General features: G+C 48.7%; 43 protein-coding genes. 42 read left to right on the top strand and 1 reads right to left on the bottom strand.

What is annotated here, in order from left to right; all coding sequences use genetic code 11:
- Nucleotides 1-2: 2 nt before the first annotated feature.
- The 28 genes from IEV46_RS15775 (at nucleotide 3) to IEV46_RS15640 (ending at nucleotide 20,132) form a co-directional block, all read left to right on the top strand.
- Entirely contained in the window at nucleotides 3-194 is a 192-nt protein-coding gene (locus IEV46_RS15775) for a hypothetical protein (RefSeq protein WP_188433501.1), read from the top strand.
- Complete coding sequence (locus IEV46_RS15770; RefSeq protein ID WP_188433500.1) at nucleotides 191-691, top strand: hypothetical protein; 501 nt, start codon at nucleotides 191-193, stop codon at nucleotides 689-691. The genes IEV46_RS15775 and IEV46_RS15770 overlap by 4 nt, the downstream gene beginning before the upstream one ends.
- Nucleotides 692-706: 15 nt before the next feature.
- Complete coding sequence (locus IEV46_RS15765) at nucleotides 707-2,332, top strand: type IV secretory system conjugative DNA transfer family protein (RefSeq protein ID WP_229736173.1); 1,626 nt, start codon at nucleotides 707-709, stop codon at nucleotides 2,330-2,332.
- A 58-nt stretch (nucleotides 2,333-2,390) separates the two neighbouring features.
- Nucleotides 2,391-3,227, top strand: a complete 837-nt coding sequence (locus tag IEV46_RS15760) for a S1 RNA-binding domain-containing protein (protein ID WP_188433499.1) — start codon at nucleotides 2,391-2,393, stop codon at nucleotides 3,225-3,227.
- 15 nt (nucleotides 3,228-3,242) lie between these two features.
- Nucleotides 3,243-3,953: a hypothetical protein gene (locus IEV46_RS15755; protein WP_188433498.1), complete on the top strand. Its 711-nt coding sequence runs from the start codon at nucleotides 3,243-3,245 to the stop codon at nucleotides 3,951-3,953.
- 28 nt (nucleotides 3,954-3,981) lie between these two features.
- Entirely contained in the window at nucleotides 3,982-4,356 is a 375-nt protein-coding gene (locus IEV46_RS15750; protein ID WP_188433497.1) for a hypothetical protein, read from the top strand.
- Nucleotides 4,357-4,735: 379 nt separating this feature from the next.
- Nucleotides 4,736-5,653, top strand: a complete 918-nt coding sequence (locus IEV46_RS15745) for a hypothetical protein (RefSeq protein WP_188433496.1) — start codon at nucleotides 4,736-4,738, stop codon at nucleotides 5,651-5,653.
- 57 nt (nucleotides 5,654-5,710) lie between these two features.
- A complete protein-coding gene (locus tag IEV46_RS15740) occupies nucleotides 5,711-5,851 on the top strand; it encodes a hypothetical protein (protein ID WP_188433495.1) in 141 nt (46 codons plus the stop codon).
- Nucleotides 5,852-5,865: 14 nt separating this feature from the next.
- The gene (locus IEV46_RS15735; RefSeq protein ID WP_188433494.1) at nucleotides 5,866-6,177 is read left to right on the top strand and encodes a hypothetical protein; all 312 of its coding nucleotides are present in this window, start codon (nucleotides 5,866-5,868) and stop codon (nucleotides 6,175-6,177) included.
- The gene (locus IEV46_RS15730) at nucleotides 6,162-6,446 is read left to right on the top strand and encodes a hypothetical protein (protein WP_188433493.1); all 285 of its coding nucleotides are present in this window, start codon (nucleotides 6,162-6,164) and stop codon (nucleotides 6,444-6,446) included. Before IEV46_RS15735 ends, IEV46_RS15730 begins: the two co-directional genes overlap by 16 nt.
- Before the next feature lie 97 nt (nucleotides 6,447-6,543).
- Complete coding sequence (locus tag IEV46_RS15725) at nucleotides 6,544-7,611, top strand: RecT family recombinase (RefSeq protein WP_188433492.1); 1,068 nt, start codon at nucleotides 6,544-6,546, stop codon at nucleotides 7,609-7,611.
- A gap of 420 nt (nucleotides 7,612-8,031) precedes the next feature.
- Nucleotides 8,032-8,634: a hypothetical protein gene (locus tag IEV46_RS15720; RefSeq protein ID WP_188433491.1), complete on the top strand. Its 603-nt coding sequence runs from the start codon at nucleotides 8,032-8,034 to the stop codon at nucleotides 8,632-8,634.
- A 21-nt stretch (nucleotides 8,635-8,655) separates the two neighbouring features.
- Nucleotides 8,656-9,078 carry a single-stranded DNA-binding protein gene (ssb, locus tag IEV46_RS15715; RefSeq protein ID WP_188433490.1) on the top strand — a complete coding sequence of 141 codons (423 nt, stop codon included), beginning with the start codon at nucleotides 8,656-8,658 and terminating at the stop codon, nucleotides 9,076-9,078.
- A 6-nt stretch (nucleotides 9,079-9,084) separates the two neighbouring features.
- Complete coding sequence (locus tag IEV46_RS15710) at nucleotides 9,085-9,783, top strand: PD-(D/E)XK nuclease family protein (RefSeq protein ID WP_188433489.1); 699 nt, start codon at nucleotides 9,085-9,087, stop codon at nucleotides 9,781-9,783.
- A 363-nt stretch (nucleotides 9,784-10,146) separates the two neighbouring features.
- Entirely contained in the window at nucleotides 10,147-10,431 is a 285-nt protein-coding gene (locus IEV46_RS15705) for a hypothetical protein (RefSeq protein ID WP_188433488.1), read from the top strand.
- Entirely contained in the window at nucleotides 10,428-10,802 is a 375-nt protein-coding gene (locus IEV46_RS15700; protein ID WP_188433487.1) for a hypothetical protein, read from the top strand. Before IEV46_RS15705 ends, IEV46_RS15700 begins: the two co-directional genes overlap by 4 nt.
- A 16-nt stretch (nucleotides 10,803-10,818) precedes the next feature.
- A complete protein-coding gene (locus tag IEV46_RS15695) occupies nucleotides 10,819-11,043 on the top strand; it encodes a hypothetical protein (protein WP_188433486.1) in 225 nt (74 codons plus the stop codon).
- A 137-nt stretch (nucleotides 11,044-11,180) separates the two neighbouring features.
- On the top strand, nucleotides 11,181-11,630 hold the full coding sequence (locus IEV46_RS15690) for a hypothetical protein (protein WP_188433485.1): 450 nt from the start codon (nucleotides 11,181-11,183) through the stop codon (nucleotides 11,628-11,630).
- A gap of 103 nt (nucleotides 11,631-11,733) precedes the next feature.
- Nucleotides 11,734-12,213: a hypothetical protein gene (locus IEV46_RS15685; protein ID WP_188433484.1), complete on the top strand. Its 480-nt coding sequence runs from the start codon at nucleotides 11,734-11,736 to the stop codon at nucleotides 12,211-12,213.
- A 323-nt stretch (nucleotides 12,214-12,536) separates the two neighbouring features.
- On the top strand, nucleotides 12,537-12,962 hold the full coding sequence (locus IEV46_RS15680; RefSeq protein WP_188433483.1) for a DUF4258 domain-containing protein: 426 nt from the start codon (nucleotides 12,537-12,539) through the stop codon (nucleotides 12,960-12,962).
- Nucleotides 12,963-13,094: 132 nt separating this feature from the next.
- On the top strand, nucleotides 13,095-13,442 hold the full coding sequence (locus IEV46_RS15675; protein WP_188433482.1) for a hypothetical protein: 348 nt from the start codon (nucleotides 13,095-13,097) through the stop codon (nucleotides 13,440-13,442).
- 88 nt (nucleotides 13,443-13,530) lie between these two features.
- Entirely contained in the window at nucleotides 13,531-14,430 is a 900-nt protein-coding gene (locus IEV46_RS15670; RefSeq protein ID WP_188433481.1) for a DUF6744 family protein, read from the top strand.
- An 89-nt stretch (nucleotides 14,431-14,519) separates the two neighbouring features.
- A complete protein-coding gene (locus tag IEV46_RS15665) occupies nucleotides 14,520-15,638 on the top strand; it encodes an AAA family ATPase (RefSeq protein WP_188433480.1) in 1,119 nt (372 codons plus the stop codon).
- Between the two features lie 73 nt (nucleotides 15,639-15,711).
- A complete protein-coding gene (locus tag IEV46_RS15660; RefSeq protein WP_188433479.1) occupies nucleotides 15,712-16,017 on the top strand; it encodes a hypothetical protein in 306 nt (101 codons plus the stop codon).
- 71 nt (nucleotides 16,018-16,088) lie between these two features.
- Entirely contained in the window at nucleotides 16,089-16,325 is a 237-nt protein-coding gene (locus tag IEV46_RS15655; RefSeq protein WP_188433478.1) for a hypothetical protein, read from the top strand.
- Nucleotides 16,326-16,394: 69 nt separating this feature from the next.
- Complete coding sequence (locus IEV46_RS15650; protein ID WP_229736171.1) at nucleotides 16,395-17,843, top strand: VWA domain-containing protein; 1,449 nt, start codon at nucleotides 16,395-16,397, stop codon at nucleotides 17,841-17,843.
- Between the two features lie 475 nt (nucleotides 17,844-18,318).
- Complete coding sequence (locus IEV46_RS15645) at nucleotides 18,319-18,630, top strand: hypothetical protein (protein ID WP_188433476.1); 312 nt, start codon at nucleotides 18,319-18,321, stop codon at nucleotides 18,628-18,630.
- A gap of 611 nt (nucleotides 18,631-19,241) precedes the next feature.
- Nucleotides 19,242-20,132, top strand: a complete 891-nt coding sequence (locus IEV46_RS15640; RefSeq protein WP_188433475.1) for a tyrosine-type recombinase/integrase — start codon at nucleotides 19,242-19,244, stop codon at nucleotides 20,130-20,132.
- A 30-nt stretch (nucleotides 20,133-20,162) separates the two neighbouring features.
- Here IEV46_RS15640 and IEV46_RS15635 read toward each other — a convergent pair whose 3' ends face one another.
- Complete coding sequence (locus tag IEV46_RS15635; RefSeq protein ID WP_188433474.1) at nucleotides 20,163-20,384, bottom strand: helix-turn-helix transcriptional regulator; 222 nt, start codon at nucleotides 20,382-20,384, stop codon at nucleotides 20,163-20,165.
- Between the two features lie 146 nt (nucleotides 20,385-20,530).
- Between IEV46_RS15635 and IEV46_RS15630 the strand changes: the two genes are divergently transcribed.
- The 14 genes from IEV46_RS15630 to IEV46_RS15565 all read left to right on the top strand — a co-directional run.
- On the top strand, nucleotides 20,531-20,890 hold the full coding sequence (locus IEV46_RS15630; RefSeq protein ID WP_188433473.1) for a hypothetical protein: 360 nt from the start codon (nucleotides 20,531-20,533) through the stop codon (nucleotides 20,888-20,890).
- A 15-nt stretch (nucleotides 20,891-20,905) separates the two neighbouring features.
- Complete coding sequence (locus IEV46_RS15625; RefSeq protein WP_188433472.1) at nucleotides 20,906-21,109, top strand: hypothetical protein; 204 nt, start codon at nucleotides 20,906-20,908, stop codon at nucleotides 21,107-21,109.
- A gap of 113 nt (nucleotides 21,110-21,222) precedes the next feature.
- Nucleotides 21,223-21,570, top strand: coding sequence for an FmdB family zinc ribbon protein (locus IEV46_RS15620; protein WP_188433471.1), 348 nt, complete (start codon nucleotides 21,223-21,225; stop codon nucleotides 21,568-21,570).
- Nucleotides 21,571-21,692: 122 nt separating this feature from the next.
- Nucleotides 21,693-21,833: a hypothetical protein gene (locus tag IEV46_RS15615; protein WP_188433470.1), complete on the top strand. Its 141-nt coding sequence runs from the start codon at nucleotides 21,693-21,695 to the stop codon at nucleotides 21,831-21,833.
- Nucleotides 21,833-22,024, top strand: a complete 192-nt coding sequence (locus tag IEV46_RS15610) for a hypothetical protein (protein ID WP_188433469.1) — start codon at nucleotides 21,833-21,835, stop codon at nucleotides 22,022-22,024. Before IEV46_RS15615 ends, IEV46_RS15610 begins: the two co-directional genes overlap by 1 nt.
- Nucleotides 22,024-22,173: a hypothetical protein gene (locus IEV46_RS15605; RefSeq protein ID WP_188433468.1), complete on the top strand. Its 150-nt coding sequence runs from the start codon at nucleotides 22,024-22,026 to the stop codon at nucleotides 22,171-22,173. Before IEV46_RS15610 ends, IEV46_RS15605 begins: the two co-directional genes overlap by 1 nt.
- Nucleotides 22,170-22,388 (top strand): hypothetical protein, encoded by a 219-nt coding sequence (locus IEV46_RS15600; RefSeq protein ID WP_188433467.1) that lies wholly within the window; start codon nucleotides 22,170-22,172, stop codon nucleotides 22,386-22,388. Before IEV46_RS15605 ends, IEV46_RS15600 begins: the two co-directional genes overlap by 4 nt.
- Entirely contained in the window at nucleotides 22,378-23,730 is a 1,353-nt protein-coding gene (locus IEV46_RS15595; protein WP_229736170.1) for a DNA cytosine methyltransferase, read from the top strand. Before IEV46_RS15600 ends, IEV46_RS15595 begins: the two co-directional genes overlap by 11 nt.
- A 25-nt stretch (nucleotides 23,731-23,755) precedes the next feature.
- Complete coding sequence (locus tag IEV46_RS15590) at nucleotides 23,756-24,022, top strand: hypothetical protein (protein ID WP_188433466.1); 267 nt, start codon at nucleotides 23,756-23,758, stop codon at nucleotides 24,020-24,022.
- Nucleotides 23,986-24,321, top strand: coding sequence for a hypothetical protein (locus IEV46_RS15585; protein WP_188433465.1), 336 nt, complete (start codon nucleotides 23,986-23,988; stop codon nucleotides 24,319-24,321). Before IEV46_RS15590 ends, IEV46_RS15585 begins: the two co-directional genes overlap by 37 nt.
- Nucleotides 24,322-24,717: 396 nt before the next feature.
- A complete protein-coding gene (locus IEV46_RS15580; RefSeq protein WP_188433464.1) occupies nucleotides 24,718-24,945 on the top strand; it encodes a hypothetical protein in 228 nt (75 codons plus the stop codon).
- Between the two features lie 27 nt (nucleotides 24,946-24,972).
- Complete coding sequence (locus IEV46_RS15575) at nucleotides 24,973-25,323, top strand: hypothetical protein (protein WP_188433463.1); 351 nt, start codon at nucleotides 24,973-24,975, stop codon at nucleotides 25,321-25,323.
- Between the two features lie 182 nt (nucleotides 25,324-25,505).
- Nucleotides 25,506-25,934, top strand: a complete 429-nt coding sequence (locus IEV46_RS15570; protein WP_188433462.1) for a hypothetical protein — start codon at nucleotides 25,506-25,508, stop codon at nucleotides 25,932-25,934.
- 178 nt (nucleotides 25,935-26,112) lie between these two features.
- Nucleotides 26,113-26,665 (top strand): tyrosine-type recombinase/integrase (locus IEV46_RS15565; protein ID WP_188433461.1); only part of this gene is annotated, 553 nt, incomplete at its 3' end.

Below are 26,665 nucleotides of genomic sequence, written 5' to 3'. Positions count from 1 at the left end.
TCATGGCCGCCGTGATCCCGGAACTAAAGTCCATTACCAAGCACATTCAGGGAAGGAGGGCTGTTGAAAGAGAAATTGCTACTTTACCGAAAAAAGACCAAAAGGAGATGTACACCCTGATGAAACGGATTTTGAAAGATGAGTTGGTTTTTGTCCTCACCATTACCCAGAACAACAGGCGGTTTGGAGCATGATCCAGATCGTTTTTTTATTGCTGGGAATAGTGGTTGGAAGTGTGATGTTCGCGGGATGGTTCCAGCTTCCTCACATCGTCTTAATGATCCTCGGCGGAGGCATGGCGATCTTGTTTTTGTTTGAACAGGTGACGAAAGGACAAAGTAGACAAACCACGGTGGCCTTCTCGGCCACTCTTCTCTTTTTTGGATTGGCCTTCTCGTCCTGGATCCATGAGATCTGGCCTTTTGATGCCGTTCTTCCCGTGCTATTAATGGTACGGGTTAGCCTGATCTTGACCGTGGTGGGAGTCGCCTACTTGGTTTTTGTCTACAATCAGTGGCTGATTTCGTACTATGGGCGACGGGGGAATCTGAAGGAGCAGGAAAAAGAACCTACCTTCAAAAGACGTTTTGAAGAGTGGAAAAGACAAAGGGAGCTTGACAAGCAGGGGTTACCCACGGTCTTTCTTGGAACCGTGGAAGAAATCGAAAAGAAAGGCTACTACAAATACTAGGAAGGGGGGGCGGCCTTGCTTGGCAACTTGAAGGAAATTATGCGGACTGACATCCACAACCGTATCACCTGGCGGGGGAAAGACTGTTTTACCCACATGCTTGTTGTTGGGGCGACCCGATCCGGGAAGACGGCCACCATCTTGAAACCGATGATCTACCAGCTACTGCTCCAAAAGAAGCGGGGAATGAAGCTCGGACTGTCTGTCGTCGAACCCAAGGGGGACATGGCCTGGATGGTCAAAGAAATGAGTGAAGCCATGGACATACCCTATCTACACATTGATCCCGAATCCCCTTCCAGTCACCGGTTTAACCCCATGGAGGGCGAAACAGATGATGTGGCCGAAGCAACGGTCGTGGTTCTACAAGGGCTGTTCGGGAAGCAAGAAGCCTTCTTCAAAACTGTGCAGGAACTATCTGCTCGGAACGTCACCAAGCTACTCAAGGAACTGCATAAAGACAAAATGGATATCATCGACGTGATGAACACCCTGCGGGATCCGCAAGAATTGGAGAAAAAAGTGAAGGAACTCAAGCAACGAGACGGGATGACCGATCTCGTTCATTTTTTTGAGGCAGAACTTTTGGGATCAATGGGAGATAAATACCGGCAGTTTGTGATCGGACTCCGGGCGCAACTGGAAAACATCACGAGCAACCAACTCCTCCGGAAAGTCATGACCGGGAAAAGCGATCTAAACATCGACCGCCACCTTGCCGAGGGCGGGGTTCTCGCAGTCAACACAGCACTGGGGAAGTTGCGGAAGGCCGGGGACGCATTCGGCCAGTTCGTTATCATGCATTTGCAAAACGGCACCTTCCGCCGACCGGGGACAGAAGATACCCGGATTCCTCACTTTCTCATCGTCGATGAATACAGTCGGTACATCAATCCGGACGTCGAGATGTTTCTTTCCTTGGCCGCTGAATACAAAGTGGCTGGGGTATTTGCCACGCAATCTCTTGGACAACTGGAAGTCGAAGCCGGGAAGATTGGCCCTAAAGCGATGAAACAAGCAATCATGACCAGTTGCCGAAACAAAATTGCTTTTGGTGGATTATCCGAAAAAGATGCCAAGGAGTTTTCGGAGGAATTTGGCAAGGACAAAGTGATGGTGCGGCAATCCACTTACCAAAACAAAATCCTGACGCCAAACATTTTCCCGAATACGTATCGAGATACCGAGGATGAGGAATATCGCTTTTCTTACAGTGAGATCATGGATGGCCTGCCACAGTTTTATTACATTGCCAAACTGATGAACAATGGTCGAATGCAAGAGCCAGTATTGGGAAAGGGGACCTTTGTCCCGAGGGATTGGAAGGAGCGGCGGGAGTGGGAAGAACAACAACCAACTTCCTTCGTCCAACGGTTGACAGAATCCTTCCGTGGGATCTGGCAGGACAAGATCCAAAAGGGGGCATCAGAAGAGTCAGGGACAAAAGATGTCGCAGAAGAAAGAAACGTGACACAAGAAGAGCCGAAGGGTTCGGATGATTCCCTTTGTCTCAAATCCGATCCCCTGAAAGGAGGTGAGGCCCGGGAGCAGACGGCAGAGGAAAGGGAAGTCGAACAAACGACCGATGAACAGGTAAGAGAAGAAAAAACGTTAGCAAGCTCAGACGGCTTTTGGGACTGAGAAGGAGTTCATTCAAAAGCAATTTTAAAACTACTTAAATCAAAGGAGCGATGTTTCAATGGCAAACGATGTTATGCAAGTATTGATTGAAGGTTTCGATCCGTCCAAGGTGCAAGAAAGTGAAGTGGATCAAGACTGGAAAGAGATCTACGGGGCGCATCAGAACCAGACCATTTTGCAAGCATCGATCACCGGGATTGAAAAACTGAACGGGATTGACAAGGATCTGGACAAACATTGTGCCGTGGTGACCTTGGGCACCATTCGGGGATACATCCCGATGGAGTTTACCGGGGTGGAGAATTTGCGGCAACTGCGGGCAATGACCGGGCAGTCGGTGGCGTTCAAAGTGCTGAACTATGACCGGGAAGCCGGGGTATTTACCGCCTCCCGAATAGCCGCTTTGGATCAAATGGCGGAGATCACATTGCGGAAGATCGAGGAAGGGAATGTGATTATCGCCGTTGCTCGCCATGTCAGTGCTTCTCTCGTCCGGGCCGACATTGGCGGGATCGAGGTGAAGATTCCAATTGATGAGATTTCCTACGGATGGATCGACGACCTGACCGAAGAGGTGAAAGTTGGAGACCACCTCCGGGTGAAGGTACTGGAGATTGACGAAGAAAACAAGAAAGTCAAAGTGAGTGCGAAAGCCGCCCAAGTTAACCCGTGGCCCGATTGCGCCGGACGTTTCGCCAAGGGCAATGAGTACGTTGGCAAGGTTTCCGGCGTTCGGGAGTATGGCGTGTTTGTCAATCTAGAGCCGGGTGTGGACAGCTTGGCACCGCATTTAAAGTTCCAGAACGTGAAAAAAGGAGACCGTGTGTTGGTGCGGGTGATGAACGTGGATGTGCAGAAGGAGCAGATCCGCTCCCGCATTACACGGGTCTTGTAAAGGAGGGCTGAGGAGATGACCATCAGCCCTTTTTCGTTATCCCATGATTGGGCATTGTACTGGAAGCGGGTATACCACCGGGGGAATCTGAATGTGAACGGAGAATCCCCGATTGAACAAAAGGCGTTGCAAGCGTTGGGAGCCGTCGGTGCTATCGGCGGCTCTCAGCTTTCTCGCCTGTTTTTGAAGCGGGATAAGAACAAGCTCAAGCGAATGATCCGGCAACAAAAGATCATCCGACATGAGATCAAGAAGAACCGGCAGTCCATCCCGATTTATACTCTTGGGCCTGGAGGGGCCAAGATCGCAAACGTACCAGAATATGAGGAGAACTATTGGGTGACCTACCAAACAGAAGACGTTTTGAAACGTCTTCTGTTTTTCCAACTCTATGACAAGTTCCCGAAAGCCCAGATTGTTCCCGCTCCGTCTCCCTTTGTCGGGGCGGTTTCTTTTAAAGGAAATCTGTTTTATGTGTACGTGGTGCGGGGGGATATGCAAGACATACTGACCTATCTGAAATGGCGCACCTTTAACGAACGGATGCTCATCGTCACCGAATCCCTCAGTCACCTTCAGCCCCTGAATGCTTTTGCACCGGATCTAAAAATCCGAGTCACAACAGATCAGGATCTCCGGGGGAACTTGCAAAACCTCCTTTATCGCTGGGCAGACGGCCATTGGGTGAAGGAGAATCATCAGAAGCAAGCCGTGGTCAACAGTTAACAAACACAAAAGGAAGGGGAGATGATCGATGTACTCATTGAATCCATACCAAGAGATGTTTACGGATGATCTGGTGGAGAAGAAGAAAACGGCTTCGGGTGTTCGCTACCGAACCGGAAAAAGGGGCATTGTCGGAACCCTCACTTTTCCGTCTGATGTGATGGGGAGATCAGAGAAGTATCGGTATCGGAAGGCAGGAGAGGTGGTAAGTTGGAATATTTTCGAGAGGATCCTTCCCTTGAAAGAGTTTTTGAAGCAGAAAGATGAAAACTGGCAAAGAAAACTGCTGAAGGAATGGCAGAAACGGTATTCGGAGCAAGAGATTCAAACACAAATGGGAATTTCGGAAAACGTATGGGAGGTGATTAAAAGCAAATTTAAATGTATTAAAGTTGTGGCATGAGAAATACTCGTGTCCCTTTTGTAGGTGGAAAAAGTGAAAATTCCTTGTTTCATAGATGTTTTTTTGGTATACTATCTATATACGATTTTTTTGTTTCCCTTTTTGGGGATGCTGTCATACCTTCAATTGAAGGAAATTCAGCACTGTGTAGTGTTCCTGAACCTTCACATCTTTTGATGGTCTGAAGGACGAGGAATAGACGGGTGGTCCGTCAAAATGGATTTGGTATTGTATATTGTAAAAAAAGACGCACATTCCGTGTGTCTTTTATATTGAACATTAAAAGCCGATGGAGCCCTCAGGGGAGCTGTCGGCTTTTTTTGTTTTCAAATCAAACAAGGCGCATAGGATGAAGCGTCTTTGGGAGGTTAATTTAAAAATGAAATTAAAAGAGTTTGCGAAAGTAACTATCGATGGAGATGTCGGGGTTGTTTACGAACGTCCCCATGCGATCAAGTTTGAAGAGCCGGACTCTTATATTTTCGTTCGGGAGGAGGATGGCTATGCCGCGTTGGTTAGCCATCGTCCATGGTATCATGAAAGCCCGTGGTGTTTGGTCACGGGGCACTTTCATCCGAACGACACAGCCTGTTTAAAACGGGTGTTGGTCAACGATATTCAGCAATTTTTGCTGGATGTACCCTTTGGTTACACCATCATGAACGAGCAACTCTTCATCGGTGTTAAAGATGAGGAAACATTCCTCATCGACGGTGAAGAAGTCAAATTTGAAAACTTGGTCGATGACCTTATGAACAACGTGTTCTGGGAAGACGAAGAAGCTGTGGAGGGGCTTGCCGGTTTCACCTTGGCCCCCAGTACGCGAAAAAAAGCAATGGAACTTGGAGCACGTGATAGTGCTTCAAGTATGCTCTACGACACGGAAAACGACGCGGAAGAATTAGCGTACATTCCGATTCCCTGTCGGAGTCAGATTATCGTTATTAAGGATAAAAAGAGAATCCTTATGGATACCGAAAAAGGTATCTATAAGGAGATTGATAAGGGTGAGGCAACCGAGCTGTTGGCGGAGGGACTTGTAAAAGAAAATCTCCGTCTTCTTGACCGTAACATGAATGGGGAATTTACAATTCCCCAGAGGGAGCTCAGTTGTTGGGTGAACCCTCAGGCTAAGGGTGAAGTCAAGATTTCGTTTGAAGAAGATGATTTCGTTCACTTCGAATACGAGGGGAATGAGGGGGATGTTGATAGTTTCTACATCCCGGAGATGAATCAAGAGATGCTGAATGTTCTCTTGAAAGCTTGTTTTAAAAGACATCTTGCCCAATTTGGGTGAGATGTCTTTTTTATAAAAGCCATCATCAAAGGAACTTATATTGAGGGAGTGAATGAGATGGAGAAAGTAGCCTATCGCATTGAGCATATTTCCGATATGGGGAAGGCGCTCGATGTAGCATCGACCTTACGTGCCAAGGGGTTCCGGGTGCAGATTATTTGCGAAGAAGAAATCATAGTGTATGCAGAACAGAAATGAGGGGGATGTTTTGAATGGAAGCTACAGCTATTCTCGCCGTTCATGAACCAAGGCGTGAGGTTCGGGTTGTGATTCGAAGGATCATCTCCCGAATCTGCGAAATCCTAGAAGATGTTTACCCCCATTGGGACGAACTCCCGGAAGGGGAGTTTATCCGTATCTCCAACAATCATATTCGGATTGTTGGGTATAAGGGGGACGGGGTGGAGAGATTCAAGGTCAACGGGCGCACCGTCGGTGATGTCGTTGACCTTGAGAAATATCTTTTGAAAATTACCTCTCCAGACGTACTGAAGAAGCTCGTCTGGACATGGAAGGGGTTTTGAAAGTGGAGATGACAAAAGTAACGGCAGTAACAGCTACAGTTGTTACAACCAACAGTAGCACTGCATGGAATGGGCACACTGACGACGATGTAGGGGGGACAATCGTCAGTTACATTGAACAGTTGCTAGAGAACCCCGACCCCGAAGAAATGTATTGTTTCACAATCGTCATCCACGGAATCGGCGGGGGAGCTGTTGCAACATCTTGTTGCGAACGGTTCATGACCGGTGTAAAAGGAGAATTGAAGCGTCTGGGGATTGCGGTCTGATTTTCCGGACGAATGACACGAATGTTTGAAAAAGACATCTCACCCATAGGGTAAGATGTCTTTTTTGATAAAAACCAAAAAGAGGAGTGTTTTCAACATGGAAAAGGCTTTGACGTTCTCCAAAGAACAGAAATCACTCGTATGGCAGCGGTTCGTCCAACCCAATGGAGGGACCGAAGAAGAAGCCAAACATTTCATTGAGGTCTGTGAAACCTTCGGACTCAATCCTCTCCTTGGGGATATTGTCTTCCAGAGATACGAGACCCGGCAAGGGCCTCGTACCAACTTCATCACCACGCGTGATGGACTTCTCCGGATTGCATCCCAACAGAAAGATTATGTTGGCGCGCCGGTGTCCAACGTCGTCCGGGAGGGAGATGAATTTGAATTTATCCCTTCCGAGGGGGATGTCAAGCACAAGTTTGGAAAGAAGCGAGGGAAAATTTTGGGGGCTTATGCGATTTTGAAGCACCGTCGTTTCCACCCCGTTTCGGTATTCGTCGATTTCGACGAGTACTTCAACGCCAACGCTCGCTCACGGAATGAACAAGGCGGATCGCCCGTGTGGGATGCAATGCCATCCGCGATGATTCAAAAAGTGGCCGAGGTATTTGTCCTTCGACGGCAGTTTCCGCTGGGTGGACTTTATACCGCTGAGGAAATGGGGCTAGACGACGTTGAGGATGGGGGCGGCGGTAATGAGGTCGCGCAACTGAAGCAACCCTCTCAGCCCTCTCAGCACGTCACTCCTCAACTGGAGGAAGAACGGAAAGAAGAACGGAAAAAGGTTGAAGTGGAGGACGAAAAGCCGATTGAAACTTCAGCTCCTGATGCTTCCAAGGCGGGAGATGAGCAGCAGAAGGTATCGGAGAAAAAGGAAACACACTCTACCAATGAATCGTCTTCTGCTGAACATCCCGGACAATATGTGTTGGTTGAGCGAGATTCCGGGAAATCTCGTTCAGGAGTCCCTTTTGCCAAAGTGAAAGTTCAAGACCAAACCAACGGTGAAGAAATCTTGGTCTTGGCGAAGGGGGAGGAAGGTGTCCAACTGGCGGAAAGTATTCCGGAGGATCAGCCGTTTCACATGGAGATTCAGGAAAAGAACGGATTCAAGTTTCTCGAATCCGTTAATGGCAAAAAGGAAAAACAAGGTGCCGCGTAATGATTACTGCGGCCTTTACAGACGGGATTGCGCTCATATGCGTGATCCCGTCTCAATCTAAAAACGGCACTTACCTTGTCCGTGTGGAGACACATGGTAACGAACTTATTGTCACCCATCATTGCCCAGCATATCGATTCAAGCATACTTGCTCTCATATGTATGAAGCGGTAGCAAGTTACTGTGAATGGCGGTGGTGGGAACGACCGAAGACCGTGCGAACGGTATGCCGAACTGTGATTCTTCAGCCCGACTGGGAACAGATCCCCGTGCCGGGAAGCGTACAGGATACCGCCTTGCAAGTTATGGCGGGTGATGCCTATGCTTCCTGACATCCTCCCGGTAGCCGAACGTCACAGGTTAACCTTTAACCCGAAGACCTTCGGTAAAAGAGAAACGCTTGCCAAGTGTCCCTTTTGCATGGAGGACTCCCAGCCAGGTAAGGAGAGAAAGTACTATCTCTCTTTGAACACCACAGATCAGGTCTTCAAATGCTGGTTCTGCGGTGCATCCGGCGGTGTATTCCGTTTCATCTCGTTGCTGGAGGGGATCCCGGAAAGCCAAGTGATGGACCGGTACCGGAAGCGAACAGGTCAAAGTGGGGGATACAAACCACACCCGGCTGAAAGGTTATCGCTCCATCAGTATCGATTGATGGGGTACCAACACAAGCCGGATTTTGTCGGTTTGCGTAAGTGTGATCGTCACATTTACAGGAGCAAACGGGATGAATGCTGGCAGGATTGGAAAACATTCGTTGACGAGGAAAGGCGGTCGGCGTTTCAGACGCTGGTCGTTTGTATTTACACCGGCAACTTTCAGAAGGCCGTTCAAAAGATCAAGAAGAGAGAAAAAGAGATCGGAGCGGAGTTGCTGAAACCCGTTTTGAAACTCTATTCTCTTCCCGAACGGCCAGATTGGGCAGAACAGGCGGAAGGATTTGCGCTTCACGTCGCTTCACGTCTGCGATGCCGAAAAATATCCGTTCCCTTCAACGGAAGAACAAGTGAAGGGTGCTCGTAACGAGCAGAAAGGAGCTTGAAAATGATGAACAGGGCTACGTTGGTTGGCCGGCTGACGAAAGATCCGGAGTTGCGTTTCACCCCGAATGGGGTTGGAGTAGCAACGTTTACGTTGGCCGTGAACCGTCCGTTTGCGACGAAGAATGGTGACCGGGAAGCGGATTTTATCCGGGTGGTCGTTTGGCGAAAAGCGGCGGAAAGTGCTGCCCAGTACCTGAAGAAGGGGAGTCTCGCTGGCGTGGATGGTAGGCTGTCCTCCCGATCTTTCGAGAAGGACGGCCAACGGGTTTTCGTCACCGAAGTCGTGGCGGATCAGGTACAGTTCTTGGAGCCGAAGGGGAGCCGTGGGAACGGAAACGGTTCTCATCAACCGTCGAGCAACGAAGGGAATCCCTTTGCAGGGGATGGCCCGGTAGACATTTCCGACGAAGATTTGCCCTTTTAAGAGAAGGTGATCTATTCATTCTCACGCCTGCATCTCTATGAACAATGCCCCTTCCGCTTTCGATTAAAGTATATCGAAGGCTGGAAAGAGCCGGTGACAAAGTCGCTGGCGTTGGGGAAAGCCGTTCATGAGGCGATTGAGGCGGTCATCGGCGGAGACGGTCACTCGGAGTCTGTTTTGAAAGGTTGGATAGCGGCTGAATTTCACCCGGAGGTGTCGCAAGATGAGGTCTCGGAACTGGTGAAACAGGCCCCGATCCAACGGGACATGGGGGAGACGGAGGTTTACTTCCGTCTCCCTCTTTCCAGTTCACCTTCAGCCCCAGAAATCCAGGGTTACATCGATTTGGTTATGGGGAATATGCTGGTGGACTGGAAAACCAACTGGCAGCCGTATCACGTGCTGGTCAATCACCAAATGGGATTGTACGCATGGGTAGTCAGCCAGTTGGCAAAGGTGGACGAAGTTGAAGGGAGTCTGTATTTCCTTCGGTTTCAACGGGAAAGCAGGCACACCTTCAACCATCAAGACATGGAACGTTCACGGCAGTGGGCACTGGATCTTGCGGAAAGCATCGAGAAGAATCTATTTCTTCTTGATACCGGCTTGGGAAAAGCAGATGATTTGTTTCCGGCCACGCCTTCAGGATCCTGTCAACATTGCCCGTTCGCCGTTGAATGTTATAGGAAAAATGTCCGTATGTGAGGAGGTATGACCCGAAAGAAGCCCATCGGAAAATTCCGGTGGGCTTTTTGCTTTTTGATGAGAAATTTGCTATAATAATTCACATAGTTAGTAAGTTTGTTTTTCAGCCGTCGTATCATCCTTTTCGGGTGAAAGTTCGGCAGGTAATTTGCCCTTGGACCTTCTCACATCATATGTGATCTGAAGGAAGAAGGGGCGACGGGTAACCGTCACAAAGTATTGTACTGGAAACGTTTAAAAACCGAGTCATCTCGTATGGAGATGAAGTCGGTTTTTTTGCGTTTTAAAACTGCCTTCCACCCGGCGTAAAACGGTGGCATGGATCCCGTGCCACCGTGCCGGGATTCATGGAAGGGAGAGGGAATGACTCAAAAAAAGATTGTTGAAGAAGTTGCTCAAATGGTAAATCTGTTGGAAAGTGAAGGTTTGTACAAGTTTATCCTCGCTTTTAAAGATCAAAAGGGGCGGCTACAACGTCTTATTTTTGAAAATGAGATGTTCTATCTGCATGATGCTGATCGGGAGCGGTTCACCCGTCTGTTCCCGGTGATCGTGCAACATATACTCTCAAACATCGGGAAAGGGATTTATCAAGTGCATTCATTTGCAGGATACCGCTCCCCGGTTGAAGGGGGTGAAGTGGTATGAGCCTGGTTGCAGAAAAGAGTTTGGTCAATCAGGTTCATACCATTGATCAAGCTGTCCAACTGGCAAACGAAATTGAACGTATGGAGGTAGCATTAAAGTCCATGAAACAACAGTTGAAATGTTTCGTGGACGAAAACGGCCCCATTGACACGGGGGATAGGGTTTGGGACTACACTTCGTCTGTGCAATGGAAATTTGGGGCAGATGACCTCAAAAACATGGCACAGGATCTTGTCCTTGACGGTGTGAACCCGTGGGAGTTGCTGTCACTTTCTGCCGCCAGTTTGAAGAGGTTGGGGTGGAGTGAGAAAGAACTCGCTCAATATGGCACAAAAAAAGAGACGCGTAGATTTACGTCTCGTAAAAAGTAAAGGAGAAGAATGAATCATGAGCTATGTGCCTGTGGAATTGAAAACAGATAGGTTGCTTGTGGAGATTAACGATGACAACCTTTTCGATGCGTTGGATGGTGCGGCAGGAGACCGCCCAGATGCGGATGAATTGCGCGGGCATCTTGAAAGTTTCAGGGAAAAAGTAGGTGAAGTAGTTGGTGGGATGGTTTCTGATTTTCTTTCGGATATTGCCGCAGATTATGTGAGCGAAAACCACTAACTACAAGAAGATGAGGAGGAATAGCTCCTCATCTGACATCAAATCAATCCCATAAAATTGCCTTCCACTGGGCAGAAAAAACGGGTGGCACATAGGTTAGTGCCACTCGGCACTGCCTATGTGTGAAGGAGGATATTATGAAAAAGGTAATCGAAATCGTAAATAAAGTCATGGATAAAATCGTGAATGCCGTGAAGAAGCAGGGATCCTGTGTAGAGTGTGGAGAGAAAATCCACCCTGCACAGCGGCTGTGTGACGATTGTTCCGCTCACGAGGAAATGTTGATTGCGGAGCAAATGAGCCTTGAAGCCTTTGAAGCGGCATTGAAAGTGCAAGGCCCCATTGAACCGGATTTTGACAACTGGTTCAATTCGTGGAATGTTCAGGATGCTTACACGGATTGGGCATATTCTCCGGATTGCCCCGGTCTGATGGAGGTTGCTGAACGCAACGTTCCCTTTGCTATGGGAACGCCGGAGTACAGAAAAGCGGTTGAGATGATCAACCGTAAAATTCAAGAGGAAATACAAATGATGAGAGAAGCTCGGGAAAAGGAAGCCCTTAGGGCAGAAGAAGCTCTTCTTTGATTTGAAAATCCGTGTTTTAGTAAATTCGCCTTCCACCGGGCGGTAAAGGGTGGCACGTAAGGTTAGTGCCATCCGGCACTGCCTACGTGTGAAGGAGGATATTATGAAAAAATACCAACCGATTCTGGTAGAAGAAACTGATTTTGCACCGGGCCAACAACGGGTATACCGTTTTCCGAACGGCTATGGTGCCAGTGTTGTCCAGCATCCTTTCCTTGAGAAAGGGATGGCGGAACTGGCCGTAATCCGTTTTGATGGCAAAACCTCGTGGGATATCACATATGATACGCCAATCACGTCAGATGTTCTCTTATTGAAAGAAGAGGAGGTTGATTCTGTTTTGGAATCCATCTCCAAAATCGGTCAAGTCGTCCACCTAGGACAAAAGGTGTTGTTCAAAGAGAGGGGCCGGGAGTGGAAAGGGGAGTTTGTGAAAAGTGGGGTATCACTTGATACCCCACAAGGTTGGAAATACTGCGAAGATATGATGGTGATCCATGTCTTAGGGTCAGAAGAGCCGGATTACTTCGGGGGGGCCGATGTGTGGACATCGGTCCACCGTTCCGCGCTTATTCCGCTTTGACCCGAAAAAAGCCCATCGGAAAATTCCGATGGGCTTTTTTGCTTTTCAATGAGCTATTTGCTATAATAGTTATGTAGTTCTTTATTTTTGTTTTTAGTCATCGTATCACCTTTTTATAGGTGAAGGTTTGGCGAGGGATGTTGCCCTTGTACCTTCACATCACCATTCGTGATGTTTAGAAGGAAGTTGGGCCAGCGGATTTGTACACGCCGCTGTAAAGGTTTCTTTGGTATTCATTAACTGTTTACATAATAGTGCGTATAAAAACCGGGTTCATCCACTTCAGGGATGAAGTCGGTTTTTTGCATTGGGAGGGGATCCAAATGGGATGCCGTGACAGGGAATCGTGTCGTCAAAGGCACGAAAACTGGCTCAAACTTCAGGAGAAGTATACCCCTATCGGGGCAGAAGAACTAGAGGTCTTTCTTGAGAAGATGCAAAAGAAGCAAGCGTTTTTGCATCTTGATGAAGACCATTTTGGGAAAAGGAGTCTAGAAAGGGCAGTCTCAGTAAAAGACGTTCTCACGGTTGTTGAGAACGGATGGGTAATTGAACGCAGAAAGCGAAGAGGATACACATCGTTGCTAATCATGGGCTATCTGAAACACAGTAGCTCATATCGACCGCTGCATGTGGTCTGCGACATCGTCACAGACACACAATGGTGGGTCATAACGGTGTATGATCCCCGTTCGAAACCATGGAAATGGGACGAGAATTACGAGCAGAGAGTCTGTTTCTGCTCGTAATCTGATTTTATCTCCTTCTTCAGGTACAATAGGGAAAAATGGTGAAAGGGGCTGAAAGGAATGGCTCCGAAGTCCGATGATTCCCGTTCTTTCACAGTACCTGAAGTGAGAGTAACAAGGGAGGAAAAACGTATGTTTGAACTGAAGGCCGCCCTGTATAGCGGTAGTACAGAGTCTTTGATCCGTGAAGCAGTCAGCCAATTTAAAGGGGAAACCCCTGTCATCAGTTGCCGATGTGGTCAAGTGATGAAGCGGGTAAAAAGAACGAAAGAGTATGAGTTCGATGTCGCTGGAGAGAAATATGTCGTCAAGGTGTACAATGTTCCCGCTCATGAATGCGCATGTGGAACAATCACTTTTGACCTGATGTTTCTCGCAAAGTTGGAGGAGGTAATTGGCGATGAAGTGCTATATCGCCTAAATTCTCGCCAACCTTTGCCTGAGGAGATTGACCTTTACGATCTCCTCCTAGCCGAATAAAGTCAAAAACAAAAAGGATTTTAAAACGCATTTAACCGTCAAAGGTTAGGTGCGTTTTTCTTTTAAAAAACCAAAGGGGGACTTTTAAATGGCGATTGATCTCCAGCACATGGCCGCCGTCCAAAATGAGCAGCAGGAAGGGATTATCGGCCACTTGATGTGGTATTCGGTTGGAAGTCAACTCATCCGACGTGACGTGTTGGAACAGAAGTTGGCGGACGCTGGACTGGATGAGGGCTGGATGCCCAATCCGATTCAGCCTCATGGAGCCTTTCGGAGGGCCACGAGTGAGATCCAGACGAAAAGATCCACAGCACAAGCTGGGGTTCATGAAAATTACCTTGTCCGAGAAGTGTACTCGGACAAGGACATGATCCAGCGAAATGTTGTAGTCGAGACCGTTGACCAAAAGGGGAAAAGGCTAGATTATAACAGTCAGGCGGCTGTCATTACACTAGATAAAAAGACCCAGAATATCTCGGTTGTATCCTCCAGCCCCACGGCGGAGGAGCTGGCTCGGGAGGCGGAACAAAGGTTTTACCTTTACCGCGATCATCACTCAAGCCAGCATATTCGCCAGATGCTAGCGAATATCTTAAAATCGCTGGCACCGACACCCGTGAGACCCAGTGGGGGTGTGTATTTTGTCCCTGCGTCTCATGAAGATGGGTTGCGGAGGCTGTGTCAGTTTGCCGGTTCGCTTGAAAATTGCGAGGGGTTCATGGTTCCTCTTGTTAACACCATGGACAACCGGCAAATGGTCAACCAAAAACTCAAAGACCATTTTGAGCGTATCGTCAAGGAATGCGGATCTGCTTCTTCCGGGGATCTGAAGAAATGGCAAGTCAAGCAGATTGTTGAAGACGCTCGACAAGCGATCACCGACTACAAAGAGTACAGAAACCTTGTATCGGATGATTTTGAAACCATGGAGACATACATCGGCAAACTCCGTGTCCAAGTAATGCGGTTGATGGAAGCCGTATAAAAGACGAAAAGAGATTCCAAGGCCGAGTGTTTCCGGCGATCCGGAGATACTTGGCCTTTTTTATTTAAAAGTGAACAGGGGGATTCAAAATGGACTTTCAAAAGCTCATTGATATCAAAAACGCCCTGAATGCCAAGTTCTACGAGCGTGAAAAAGAGGTTGAGGCTCTCCTTATCGCCCTGTTAGCCCGTCAGCACTTGCTCTTGATCGGGCCAGCCGGAACAGCCAAGTCCGCTTTGTCGGCGGAACTGGCGCAGATTGTGCAGGGAACGAACTATTTCCAATGGTTGCTGACTCGTTTCAGCACACCGGAGGAACTGTTTGGCCCGTTGAGCTTGAAAGAGCTTGAACAGGGCGTATATAAAAGGAACACCACAGGAAAGATGCCGGAAGCTCATCTCATCTTTTTGGATGAGATCTTCAAGAGCAACTCGGCCATTTTGAACAGCTTGTTGACCTTGATCAACGAGCGGTTGTATTACAATAACGGATCGCCGGTTCAAACGCCGGTGATGACGATTGTAGGCTCCTCCAACGAATACCCGGAGGAGGGAGAAGGGTTGGAAGCACTGTTCGACCGGTTCTTACTCCGCTTTGAGGTTGACTACATTGGAGATGACCAGAACTTCATCTCCATGTTAAAGGGAGCTGGACAGGGACAAACTATGCCGTCGATCACGCTGGATGAACTGAGACAGTTTCAGTTCTTCGCCGACATGGTGGACATCCCAGAGGATGTGTACCAGACTCTTGCCACCATCCGTCGGGAATTACGGGATGAGGGCATCCGGCCTTCTGATCGACGTTTTCGGCAGTCGTTGGGATTGCTACAGGCAAAGGCGTTGATAGAACAGCGGCAAACCGTTGAGGTCAAAGACATCCTGATCTTGTCAAATGCTCTTTGGGAAACGGCAGACGAGAAGGAACAGGTCCTTCAGATTGTCAAGGCAAATGCACAGGATCGGGTGACTTCCGAACTGGAGCGAATTGAAGCTGAGTTTATGGAGATTGCGGCTTCCGTTAAAGAAAGTGGTGGCTCAACGGATGCCGGAATTGAGGCGGTTCAGAAAATGAACGCCTTGGAGATCTCGTTAAACCGCCTCTACAACGTTTACACAGATAGGCAAACAGAGATTGTTCCCCTGATACAGAAGGTTCAGAAGGGGAAAAAGGCGGTGTCTGATACCACCTTAGGGATAAAAATCTGAATCAGATTGAACAACCCCGGCTTTCAGGTCGTGGAACAAATAAGTCGTGGAACAAATAAAAGGAGCGGATCACATGATCCTAGATCAACTAAAAGAAAAGTACCTCGAAGCCCAAAAACGACTGATGGAAAAGGATCAGGAACACGAAGCATTCAGTCGAAAAAACAGTAGGTACTTGGAAAAGGTATTGAATACGCAAGCTTGGTTTGAGGCGTATGAAACCTTTGAGGAACAATCCGGGTACAACGAAGCGGAAGATGCCTTCATTGCCGCTGAGGTGGAACTCATCTCAGTAGCTACGGGGATGACGAGGGATGAGGTTTTCCGGACTCCCATCAAAGTTCGTGAACAGTTGATTGCTCAACTGTTTCAAAAATAAGACAACGGCTACCACATTTATTAAATCCCCGGCTTTCGGGCTGGGGAACAAATAAAAGGAGCGGATCATTCATGACACCCTACTTTACTGAAAACATCCAAGTCCAACTGACTCTTTCAGAATTAGGAAATGTTATTGAAGTCATCCGTCACGAAATGGAGAAAGTAACTGAAAGCAATGAAGTCCCCGAGGGTCTTCGTAGGCTGTATCTTCAAGAAATGGGCGACATCCACAAGCGGTTAAATGATCAGTACAATATCGCTTTTAAGGAACAGGCTCAAGCTAGGGCTGAAGTCGCAAGCAAATAAAAGAGCATGGCCAAAGGAGGAATACACTTCTTTGGCCATTTTATTTTCCAAAGGGAGAGAGTTTATCTGATGAAAAACAAGTCCGTTTTAAACACGGATTCGTTCGACAAAAGGCGTTTCACAGAAATTTTCAACATGTCCAAGCAGTTGCAGGGACTGAATGAAGCAGGCGAACCACGTTTGCCGACGTTCCCTGATTTGCTCGGGGACATTTGGGCTTCGTTGTACAAGATGAAGCCCGAAATCAAGGAAGAAATCCCTGAGACACTAACCGCAAACAAGCGGCTGATGGAAAACATCATGGCGGACGAATCGTTTCAAAACTTCCGTGAGTTCACTCGTTTGGATGACTTGTCCTCCGCCCTCGGTACCGCCAAGTTCGGGGAGAAAACGAATGACTGGCTGGCCGAGCAAGAGCGGAAAAACGAGGAGCTACGCAAGCAGATGGAAGAAGCCCGGAAATTGCATCAGCAACTCCAACAACAGCAGGAGAAAGCATCAGGAGATGGAGATGATGGGGCTGAAGGGCAAAGGCAGGATGCTGAGCAGAATCTTCAGCAGGCTATGAAGCAAGCAATGGAGCAGATTGCCCGAGAGCTTCAACAGTCGGGGCAATCCAGCTTCAGCCAAGCCATGGCCGAGGCGGTCAAAGAAACACAGAAAACAAAAGGTGATTTGAAGTCACTTCTTGGTGGGATCACTGCCGGGAGCGGGGAAGCTGAACTGAAAAAGGTTCCGCTCCGGGGTCAGATCGCACTGGCAGAAAGAATCTCCACCCTTCCCGAGCTGAAAGAAATCGCGGAGTGGGCGGGTCGATTTAAGCAGATTGCCCGAAAGAAACAACGTTCCAAGCATGAGGACTCCGTTGACCGAAGCGGAATTACATTGGGCAATCAGGTGGAGCGGCTGCTACCAATGGAACTGGGGATGTATTCCCATCCGGCCACAAAAGCCGACTTCCTGCGTCGTTTTGCAGAAGGGCAGACGATGCAGTATGAGCAAAAGGGGAAGGAAACTTTGGGGAAGGGACCAATGGTCCTTTGTCTTGACCAATCCAGTTCTATGCGGGCAATGGACACACAGGCAAAAGGATTTGCTTTCGCCTTGATGTCCATTGCCCGGAAACAGAAGCGGGATTTTGCGCTGATCCTGTTTTCTCGGAGAACTCGTACTTTCCGGTATCCGAAGGGAAAAATATTACCAGAGGAAATGGTGACGCTGGCGGAGACCTTTCTGGGCGGTGGAACCTATTTTGACCGTCCGCTGGAAGAAGCGTTGAAGGTGGTCGAGGAAAGCCGCTTTAAGAAAGCGGACGTGATCTTCGTGACGGATGGGGAGTCATATTTGAATGAGAGTTTTGTTGAAAGATTTAATTCAACGAAACAAAAAAAAGGGTTCCAAGTCTTAAGCCTCTTGTTGGGGGTTGAAGAGAGGGAAACAGTCGAACTGTTTTCAGATGAAGTTTTGAAGGCAAAAGACTTCGACGATGAGTCGAGTCACGTTGCCTTCGGTATATAAAAAGAGGAAAGGATGAGCGAGATGAAATTGGTTCACCGGGTTTACGAAGGCTTCGTTGATGGGGAAAGGTTCGTTTTCTCCGTCAACGCCGTGAGAGAAGTTTCTCTCCGGGAGGAGATCCGAAACAAAGAAAGGATAATGAAAATCGGTCGAATGATTTTCGAGACAGACGACCGAAATAAAGCCCGAAACTATACCGAAAAGGTAAATGGACAGGTTATTGAGCTTTAGTAAGTGGGGCTTCGGCCCCCTTTTTTAGCATCAAATTGGGAGTGGTACAAAATGAAAACGGGAATATCTTTCTGGGAAAGGCCCGTCGAGTATTGAAGAAGGCGGGGCAGAAAGAAAAAATGAAAGAAATGAGCGATAGGGTGATAGAGGCGGAAAGCTACGATTAGGCTCTGGCGATTATCTTTGAATATGTTGATCTGCCATCCGATTCAAAACTAAGAGATTTCCGGAAGGTGGGATGAAAATGATTGTAAAGGAATGGCCTTCACATGAGGGGTGGGGTATCTGGGATGAAGAACAGAACCGTTGGATGACAAACCCCGCTGGAGACCGAGCCTGGTGGAATTCAAAGGAAGCGGCAGAAGAGGAACTTCGTGTCATTGAAAAAGCCAAGTTCAAGGTGGGCCAGATTGTCCAACGGCTGAATGAGGTGTGGACGATCCAAACAATCAGTGGATTGGATGGCCAGATTAGGTATTATCTCGTTGGGAGCTATGGCCCTCTGATGGCAAAAGAGAACGAACTACAGGAAATATCTGTACGAGGAAAGAGATAGCCAGGCAGGGGAATCCCTGCTCGGCTTTTTTATGTTCAGTTGCATATGCTCACACGAAACGTGTATACTAATGGCAAGAGAGAACGTCTCAGGGAAGCCCCACCGTGGGCCTGTGGCCGTAAGTAAAGCTGGCACTTTACTTACGGCTTTTAAGTACCCAAAAAACAAGGGGTCAACGCTTACTTCTTCCGGTGGCGATCATGCCAGTCCAGGAAGAAGCGAGCAACGGCTACAAGCGAGACAAGAAGTGTCGCAATAGCTTGAAACCATTCCATGCGCCTCACCCCCTTTGCCGTGAACTCGGCCCAGGCGGTGAGGCTTTTCCGTTCTCTCTTGCCTATGAATAGTTTACCATGTAGTGGTAGAATGAGCTAGACATAGTTGATGAAAACAAAACCGACCCCAGGATTTCCGGATTCTGAGGCCGGTTTTTGTTTTGTCTTACTTACGACTTTCTCTTTACCCAATACGTTTTGTGTAAAGAGAAATTTTGAAAAACCTTGTGTTTTCTTTACCCAACACGCGAAATAAGGGCGGAAAATCACTTTACCTAACACGTAAAAAGCAAGATGAGAGTAATGGGGTAATCCCAAAAAATTGGAGGTGCGACTATGGAACTCGAAGCATTTGTTGAATGGTTGAAGGAAAAAGGAAAACGAGAACGGACACAGGAAGGATACCAAGGAGTTGTAAAAGCTCTTGCCAAATGGTACGAAGAACGAACTGACCAGCCCTTTGATCCCGATCAGGTGACAGCTCGGGATTTGCAAGATTGGATCAGTCACATGCAAACGGTACAGCGGTTGGCTCCGGCGACGGTGAACCAGCGGGTGGCCGCAGTGAAAACCTATTGGTCGTTCCTGATGGAAGCGGGGCATTCCACCCTCGACCCGACGAAGCCAATCCGGATGAAGAGGATCTCAGTTTTGGAGCAGGCACCACGGTGGTTGACCCGCAAGCAACAGGCGGATCTCATTCACCAGATTCGCAAAGAGAAAAATCCTTGGAAGCGGGCGCGTAATCTTGCAATCTGTCAGTTGATGTTACAGGCGGGTTTGCGGATCTCAGAGGTGGCTGCTCTGGACATGGAGGATATCGACTGGAAGCGACGGATCGTCACCGTCTGGGAGGGAAAAGGGGGGAAGACCCGGCGGGTGGAGATGAACCCGGATTTGGCTCGAGCTTTGGAGGGCTGGAGAGAGGAACGGGGACAGGGAGAGGATAAAGCTTTCTTTGTCGGCAGTCGGGGCCGGGATCGGATGACCCGGCAGGGAATCCATTACTTGGTTCGCCGACATTTGGATAACGTGGGCCTCTTCGATCACTCAGCCCATTCTCTCCGACACTCATTCTGTCGCAACCTGATTGATGCCCATCAGCCCCTTCAAGTGGTATCCCAATTGGCTGGACATGAAAGTTTGGAAACAACCCGGCGGTATGTTACTCCCAGTGAGCATGACCGTCGGCGGGCGGTAGATAGTATTTCTGAGGAAAAAGCGTGAGCCAGTTGATATTGACGTCCAAAGTGCTATCTATTCTTCATCGTGAATCCGCTCATACAGATCATCAACTTTGCAACCGATAATGTGAGCCAATTCAAAAGCGGTTTCAAGTCGGGGAACTTTTTTTCCAGTTACCCATGCTGAAACTTGCTGAGGGGTTACTTTTAACTTTTCAGCAATTTCAACCTGGGTGATTTTAGTTCCCTCTTCTTTTTTTCGAGCAAGAACGGAGGCAATGCGTGGCCTTAGCATGATACATTCCTCTCCTTCTGTTTAATTGTCTTCTATTATAAAATCGAATGATATAATAATCAATTTTAGGGGTTGATTATAAACCATAGGGGTGTTAATATAAATCCGTGGGATTTATTATAATCTTGCTGAGGAGGTGAAATTAGATGGAGAAAAGTGATTGTGACCTCCTGGAGAAGATTCGGGAAATCCTTTCTAGAAGGGGAGAAGACCGATGTAGTATCTATTACCGGGCCGATCTGCGGATTGATGGAAAAGTATATGAAAACTGTGCCATTCAGGGACATTTGCTCGATTTTATCTCGCGGCTGATGGCTCCAGATACCTATCCGCAAGTCCGTTTCTTTACTCGTTTCACTGCTTGGGACGATGAGCGAATGGTGGCGGATACTAAAAAAGTTGAGCTTATCCGCTGGTATGCACCCAAGGACGCGCCGATGAAATGGCTGAAGAGGTGGAAGAGGTGGGTTTGTCATAGAAGCAATTCTCTAATAAGCGGGAATTGAAAGAAGGTGAATGTGGTGGAACTTGAAGGGTTTCAGCAACATCATGTGGATGAGGGTTACCCACCAGCAAAGCCGCGGCTTCAATCAATCAACAAGAAAGAATGGGACGCGTTGTCCCACGTAGAACAGGCGGCTTTGTTAGAGGAAGTGAAAAAAAATAGAGCGGCGCACCGGAGGCAGCCGGTGTCACCGCACTTTGAAAAGCTGATGCAACCTTGATTCTATCATATTCGGGGCCTACGGGCCCCCTAATTTTACAGAGTGATTGCGGAAAACCCATGGCCACGCCGGGAGTTCCATTCCGACACACAAACAAAAGGAGCGGATGAGAGATGGCAAAACGCTACACAAGCAAGGAACACATTCGAAAAGAACAGGTTCTGGACTTGTTTGAATGTCCAGAGTGTGGGTTTCGTTTTGAAGCAAGCCAAACACAAAACGATGATGAAGGCGGGTGGGTATGCCCGCACTGTGAAAGCGAGGAGCTTGAAGTGGCCCTGGACCGGTTGGAACGTATCCGGGATCTGTTGGAGATTGCCGAGGAAGGGGTGGACATCACGGGCACTCTGTACATGCATCTGATTGAAATACTGGAGGATAACGGGCCAATCGATCTTGTTTACGACCCGGCAAAGATGACACCGGAGCAGAAAGAGTATGCGGAGGGTGCAGTGGTTTGAACGAACAACTCTTACAACGGTCAAAGTTTCGAGGGATACCATGGAACTGGTAATGTATTTCAGATAACTGACGGCCACCGGGGAGCCAATCCCCGGCACATTATCAAACGGAGGGGATTGGGATGAAGCAATGTAGTCTGTGTGAGAATGAGGCGCAAATCGAATCAGTGAACAAGAAGACTGGGGATGAGTATTGCTACGATTGCACCAGGTTCATCCTCACATTTCAGTGGCTTTTCGGAGAGCAGGAGGAGGATGAGTGATGATGAAGGTCATGGCAGCAATCGGGCGGCACCTGGGCGGAAAAGAGCCAAAGGATGGGGATGTGTTTGGATTCCGGTATGAGGATACGGTTGTTGTGGTGGAGTTTCCGCCTGGCGATGACATGAAGGTGACGGTCGCACCGATTATAGAGACCTTTGACGAGAAAATGTACAAGGAGGCGGATGAGTAATGACCATTGTGGAGCTGGTGAGGCGGATCGAGAGAGACGCAGTAAGGCACAGTATTTCTGGGCGGTTGGAAGAATGGGAGGATCTCATGCATGTGGCCGCGACAGTGAAAAGATATGCGGCCACAGCGGCAGAGGAGGCGGGAAGGTGAAGCGACAGCAGCGGCAGATGAACACTTGGGCATGGGCGGATGAACAGGGTGAGATCTGGCTGTATCCGGAGGAGGGCCGGGTGTACATCGGCTTGATATCCCGCAGGGGGACAGACAGCCGGATCATGCGGAAGGGGATGACCCCAGCGACAGCGCGGGAGATCGCTCATGACCTTGAACGGCTGGCAGAGGAGGCGGAACGGCATGATCTATAAATCATTGCATCTGTTTTGCGGCATCGGCGGCGGGGCGCTGGGATTCCAACAGGCCCGGGAAGAGTGGAAGGGGACCGTTGGCCGGGTGGAAACACTTGTCGGAATCGATTCGGACCCCGAGGCCTGTGCGGACTTTGAAGCGATCACCGGAGCAACGGCGGCTCAGATGGACTTGTTTTCCCGGGAACAGTACCGCGATTTTCACGGGGAAGACCCGCCACACGGGTGGGAGGAAGTCACTCCTTACGATATTTGGCGAGCGGCTGGTGGGGAGACACCGGATATCATCTTTACCTCACCTCCGTGCAAGGGATTTAGCGGTCTTCTCCCGCAAAAGTCGGCCAGTAGCCGGAAGTATCAGGCGCTGAACCAATTGACCGTCCGGGGGATCCGGTTGTGCTTGGAAGCCTTTGAGGATGATCCCCCGGCCCTGATCCTTCTGGAAAACGTGCCGAGGATCACGAAGCGAGGGGAGGGGCTTCTTCGACAGATTACCGCTCTCTTGCGCTCTCACGGATACGCGGTCAGCGAAGGATATCACGACTGCGGAGAGATCGGAGGATTGGCACAGACCCGGAAAAGGTTTCTGTTGATTGCTCGGAATGAAAAGAAGGTTCCCGCATTCGTCTACCAGCCCCCACTGCGGGAGATGAAGACGGTGGGCGAAGTGCTGGGCCCGCTCCCGCTTCCTGGGGAGGACGCGGGCGGGGAGATGCACAAGCTCCCCCGGCTACAGTGGAAAACCTGGGTCCGGTTGGCTCTGATCCGGGCCGGGGGTGACTGGCGGGACTTGGAGGAGATCCCTTTTGAACAGTACCGAGTCGGATTCAAAGGGTCCACTCACACCGCCATCTACCGGGTAAGTCGGTGGGATGAGCCTGCACGGACCGTAACCGGAGCGCACCGACCGAATAACGGGGCCATTAGCATTGCAGATCCCCGGATCGGTTGCCGCCCCCGAGCAGGTACATATGGGGTGTTGAGGTGGGATGAGGTTGCTAAGACGGTCACTGGCTCCGCAGATGTTCACGCTGGGACAGCAGCGGTGGCAGACCCTCGGATCCCGAAAGACATCGAAGCGGGAACATGGGTGATTGTCGCTGAGGACGGCACTTGGCACCGACCGCTGGCGACTTACGAGTTGGCTATGCTTCAAGGATTCCCGGAGAAAATGTCGGACGGTCCCCTCTTCCAGTTGGAGGAAACCAGTGAGGCACGGTGGCGGGAAGGATCGGAAACGCCGTTCCACCCCAAGCAGCCCATCGGAGGGTGTTTGGATGATGGGAGGAACGAGTATCTGGGTGCAGCCGGAAGAGAACCAGTGGAGTCGGGTGTCTATTAATTAATCAGAAAAAGGGGCAAACACAGTGAAGCGGAAACGTCGGCAAGGGTTTCATCAGCGGATTCTAGATCTAATCAAGCAGGGTGAGGAAGTCCACTCCGGAGCCATAGGGCGCTGGGGACAGGTTACGGGTGGAGTTATGGACTCTAACTATCCGGTGGCGGTTCGTATAAAATCGCTTCGTGGCGGGATTGAGTGTATTACCTCCTTTGAGGTTGGGGATCCAGTCGATCTGATCCGTGAGGATGGGGAGTGGTGGATTATGAACAAGTGGGAGGAGGAAACGCAGTGATCGAGTTCGACGAATGGAGAAAAAAACTGAACCGAGGGCCGGTTTGCCTCGGGGTCAATGACGCATACGGGAGACCAATACGGCAGTTTGATTTGGTCACCCATGAAGATTTTGGAGAAGAAGAGCTGGTTGTTGTTTGGAACCCTCTCGCAGAAGAGTACGTGGCCCAGTCGGAAGAAGGCCCGTGGATTCCATACAATGGACTTTCTCAGACAGAAATAGTCGGAACCGCTTGGGAAGAACAAGATCCTCCACAGTTGTCCCTGGATTTGGAAGTGGTAAAGGAGGCGGTGAGATAATGGTGATCGGTGATCAGATGGAACTTTTCATAGATACACGGTTTGAACCGCTGGAACCGAACGAGATGAGGAGGGTCCTGGTCCGGAAGGGGCGAAGTGTAAGACTTGCACCCACTTGTATCGGAAACAATCCGGAGGCACATATTTGAAATGCTCTCTTCGGACCATCACCAACGGAGCTGCGACAGACCATCGGGCAGGATGGCAAGCCTGCTCAAAATACTGGAGTGCTAAAAAATGAAATCCAGGGGGGTACCCTTACCCCTTGAGGAGAAATAAACCGGCCCCAGAATTTCGCATTCTGAGGCCGGTTTTGTTTTGAGAACGACTTACCAGGACTTATAGAGGCAAGGTATAATGGAGGAAAAATATTATCCCCGATGGAGGCATCATGATTTGATCTTCACCAAGAGATCCGAACCGATTATCCTTGAATATGAAAATGGAGTTCGAGAAGAAGGTTATGAACTCAAAGTGATAGTGGATGATTTTTTTCTCAAACAGTTATCCGAATCATTAGGGCAGCAAGTGACGAATGATAATCTGCACCATGCTTTTCAAATTTGGTTAGATCACACGATCGGAATAGCCTCCTGCAATGAGGAAAATATCGAGGACTACTAAAAAGTGAAATTCAAAGGGGACTGAATGTTGAATCCGAAACACTATGAAGATCCTGAATACAGAAAGCTGTCTTTCGAGGTCCAAAAGAAGTTTCCAGATGATCCTATTGCCCAGATTCAATACGTGGAGAAGCAAGGATCTGTAAAGTATAACTTTTTGTATTTGCTCGATGTTACACAGCGGGAACTGTTGTATCGGGAAAGTTTTGATCAAGAGCTTACTTTTCGGAGTGGAACGGTTGAGTATTTACTAAGGGCTTTACACTTTGCTGTTAGTTATATGGATACAGAATCTGATGATCACTTTAAATACCTTACATCCAAGGGATCGCCTTTGTTGTTACAAAGCCTCCAACAGGTGACGGAGCAAAAGAAATAGGGGTACGGCAACCAAAAGCAAAATAGGGGCCACTCTGGGAAAGAGTGGTTTTTCCATATTCAATTTACTTTACCGAATATGAATTAGGAAAAATTCAGGCAGACCGAAAGGTTCGGTTTGGTTATAATAATCATTTCATTTATAATGAAAATAAGCTGTTTTTCGAAAGGGATGTTGCTCACTTGTTTCGTAAAAAGAAAATGATTGAGATCAAAGATCAACGATACGCCCATAGAAAGCCTATTTGGAAAGAACCCGATCCCAATGAAACAGGTTGCTATTTTGATGCTGTTGTAGACCTGGAGAACCGAATGTTCCATGTTTTTGATCGAAACGGCTCTGTATCGGTCATTAATTCTTCTTCCATTCCTTTTTGTCAACATCTATTGGACATTACAGTTAACCAGAATCAACTTATCAAAGAAAAGAACCCCAAAAAATGGCGGTACTTGCTTTACACTCCCGGATATTACGATACCGTTTATTGTGAATTTGATTTGAGTACAAATGACTTCAACCACAATCTTCCTGAAGAAAACTGGTATCAGCCCTACCTTGAAAGAACCAAACAAGTCAGTGAACAGATACGCCGTGACAAATTTGGATTCTAATTTTTCAGGATGAACAATGGACGATGGGTCAGCCGACTTTTGCAAGTCAAACGCAACGCCCCCGTTATCCGGGGGCGTTGCTGTACCAAAAACCGTCGCAAAAGAAGACTTTTACGACACTTCAAGGTATAATAAAGACGCTTGAACCTGCATTCAACCGTTAAAGGGAGGGGAGCTAATGACCGAAAAAAGCGACGCAAAAATCATCGAGGGGTTTATCCGGGATCTTCAGGCGAAGGGGAGTAGTCCGGGGACAGTCAAAACTTATACCCGCATTATACAGGAGTTTTCGGAGTGGTTGAAGAGAAATGGTGGTGATCTGAGCCAGCTGACTCGAATAGACGTACAGCAGTATATCCACTACCTAGAGAAAAAGGGTAACGGATCGGCGACGATCCAGAACAAGTTTGCCGCGCTCTCCGTTCTAGCCCGTTATCTAGGAGCCTCAGACATTTTGCAGCACATCCGCCGGCCGGAGATCCGGAAGACCCGACACATTGCACCGAAGTCACTAGACCGGAACGAACGAAATCGGGTGCTCCGGGAAGTGGAGCGAACCGGGAACCGGCGAGACATCGCGATTGTTTACCTGTTTGTTTATAGCGGGCTTCGTGTTTCTGAACTGGTGAACCTCAACCGGGAGGACGTGGTAATCCGAGAGCGTAGCGGATCATTGACGGTACGGAAAGGGAAAGGAAACGTTGCCCGGACGGTTCCGCTACCGGTGGAAG

This window comes from Kroppenstedtia guangzhouensis (genome assembly GCF_014637345.1).
Taxonomy (GTDB): Bacteria; Bacillota; Bacilli; order Thermoactinomycetales; family DSM-45169; genus Kroppenstedtia; species Kroppenstedtia guangzhouensis.
The sequence above is the reverse complement of the archived record's forward strand: the minus strand, read 5'-3'. Positions and strand labels throughout refer to the sequence as shown.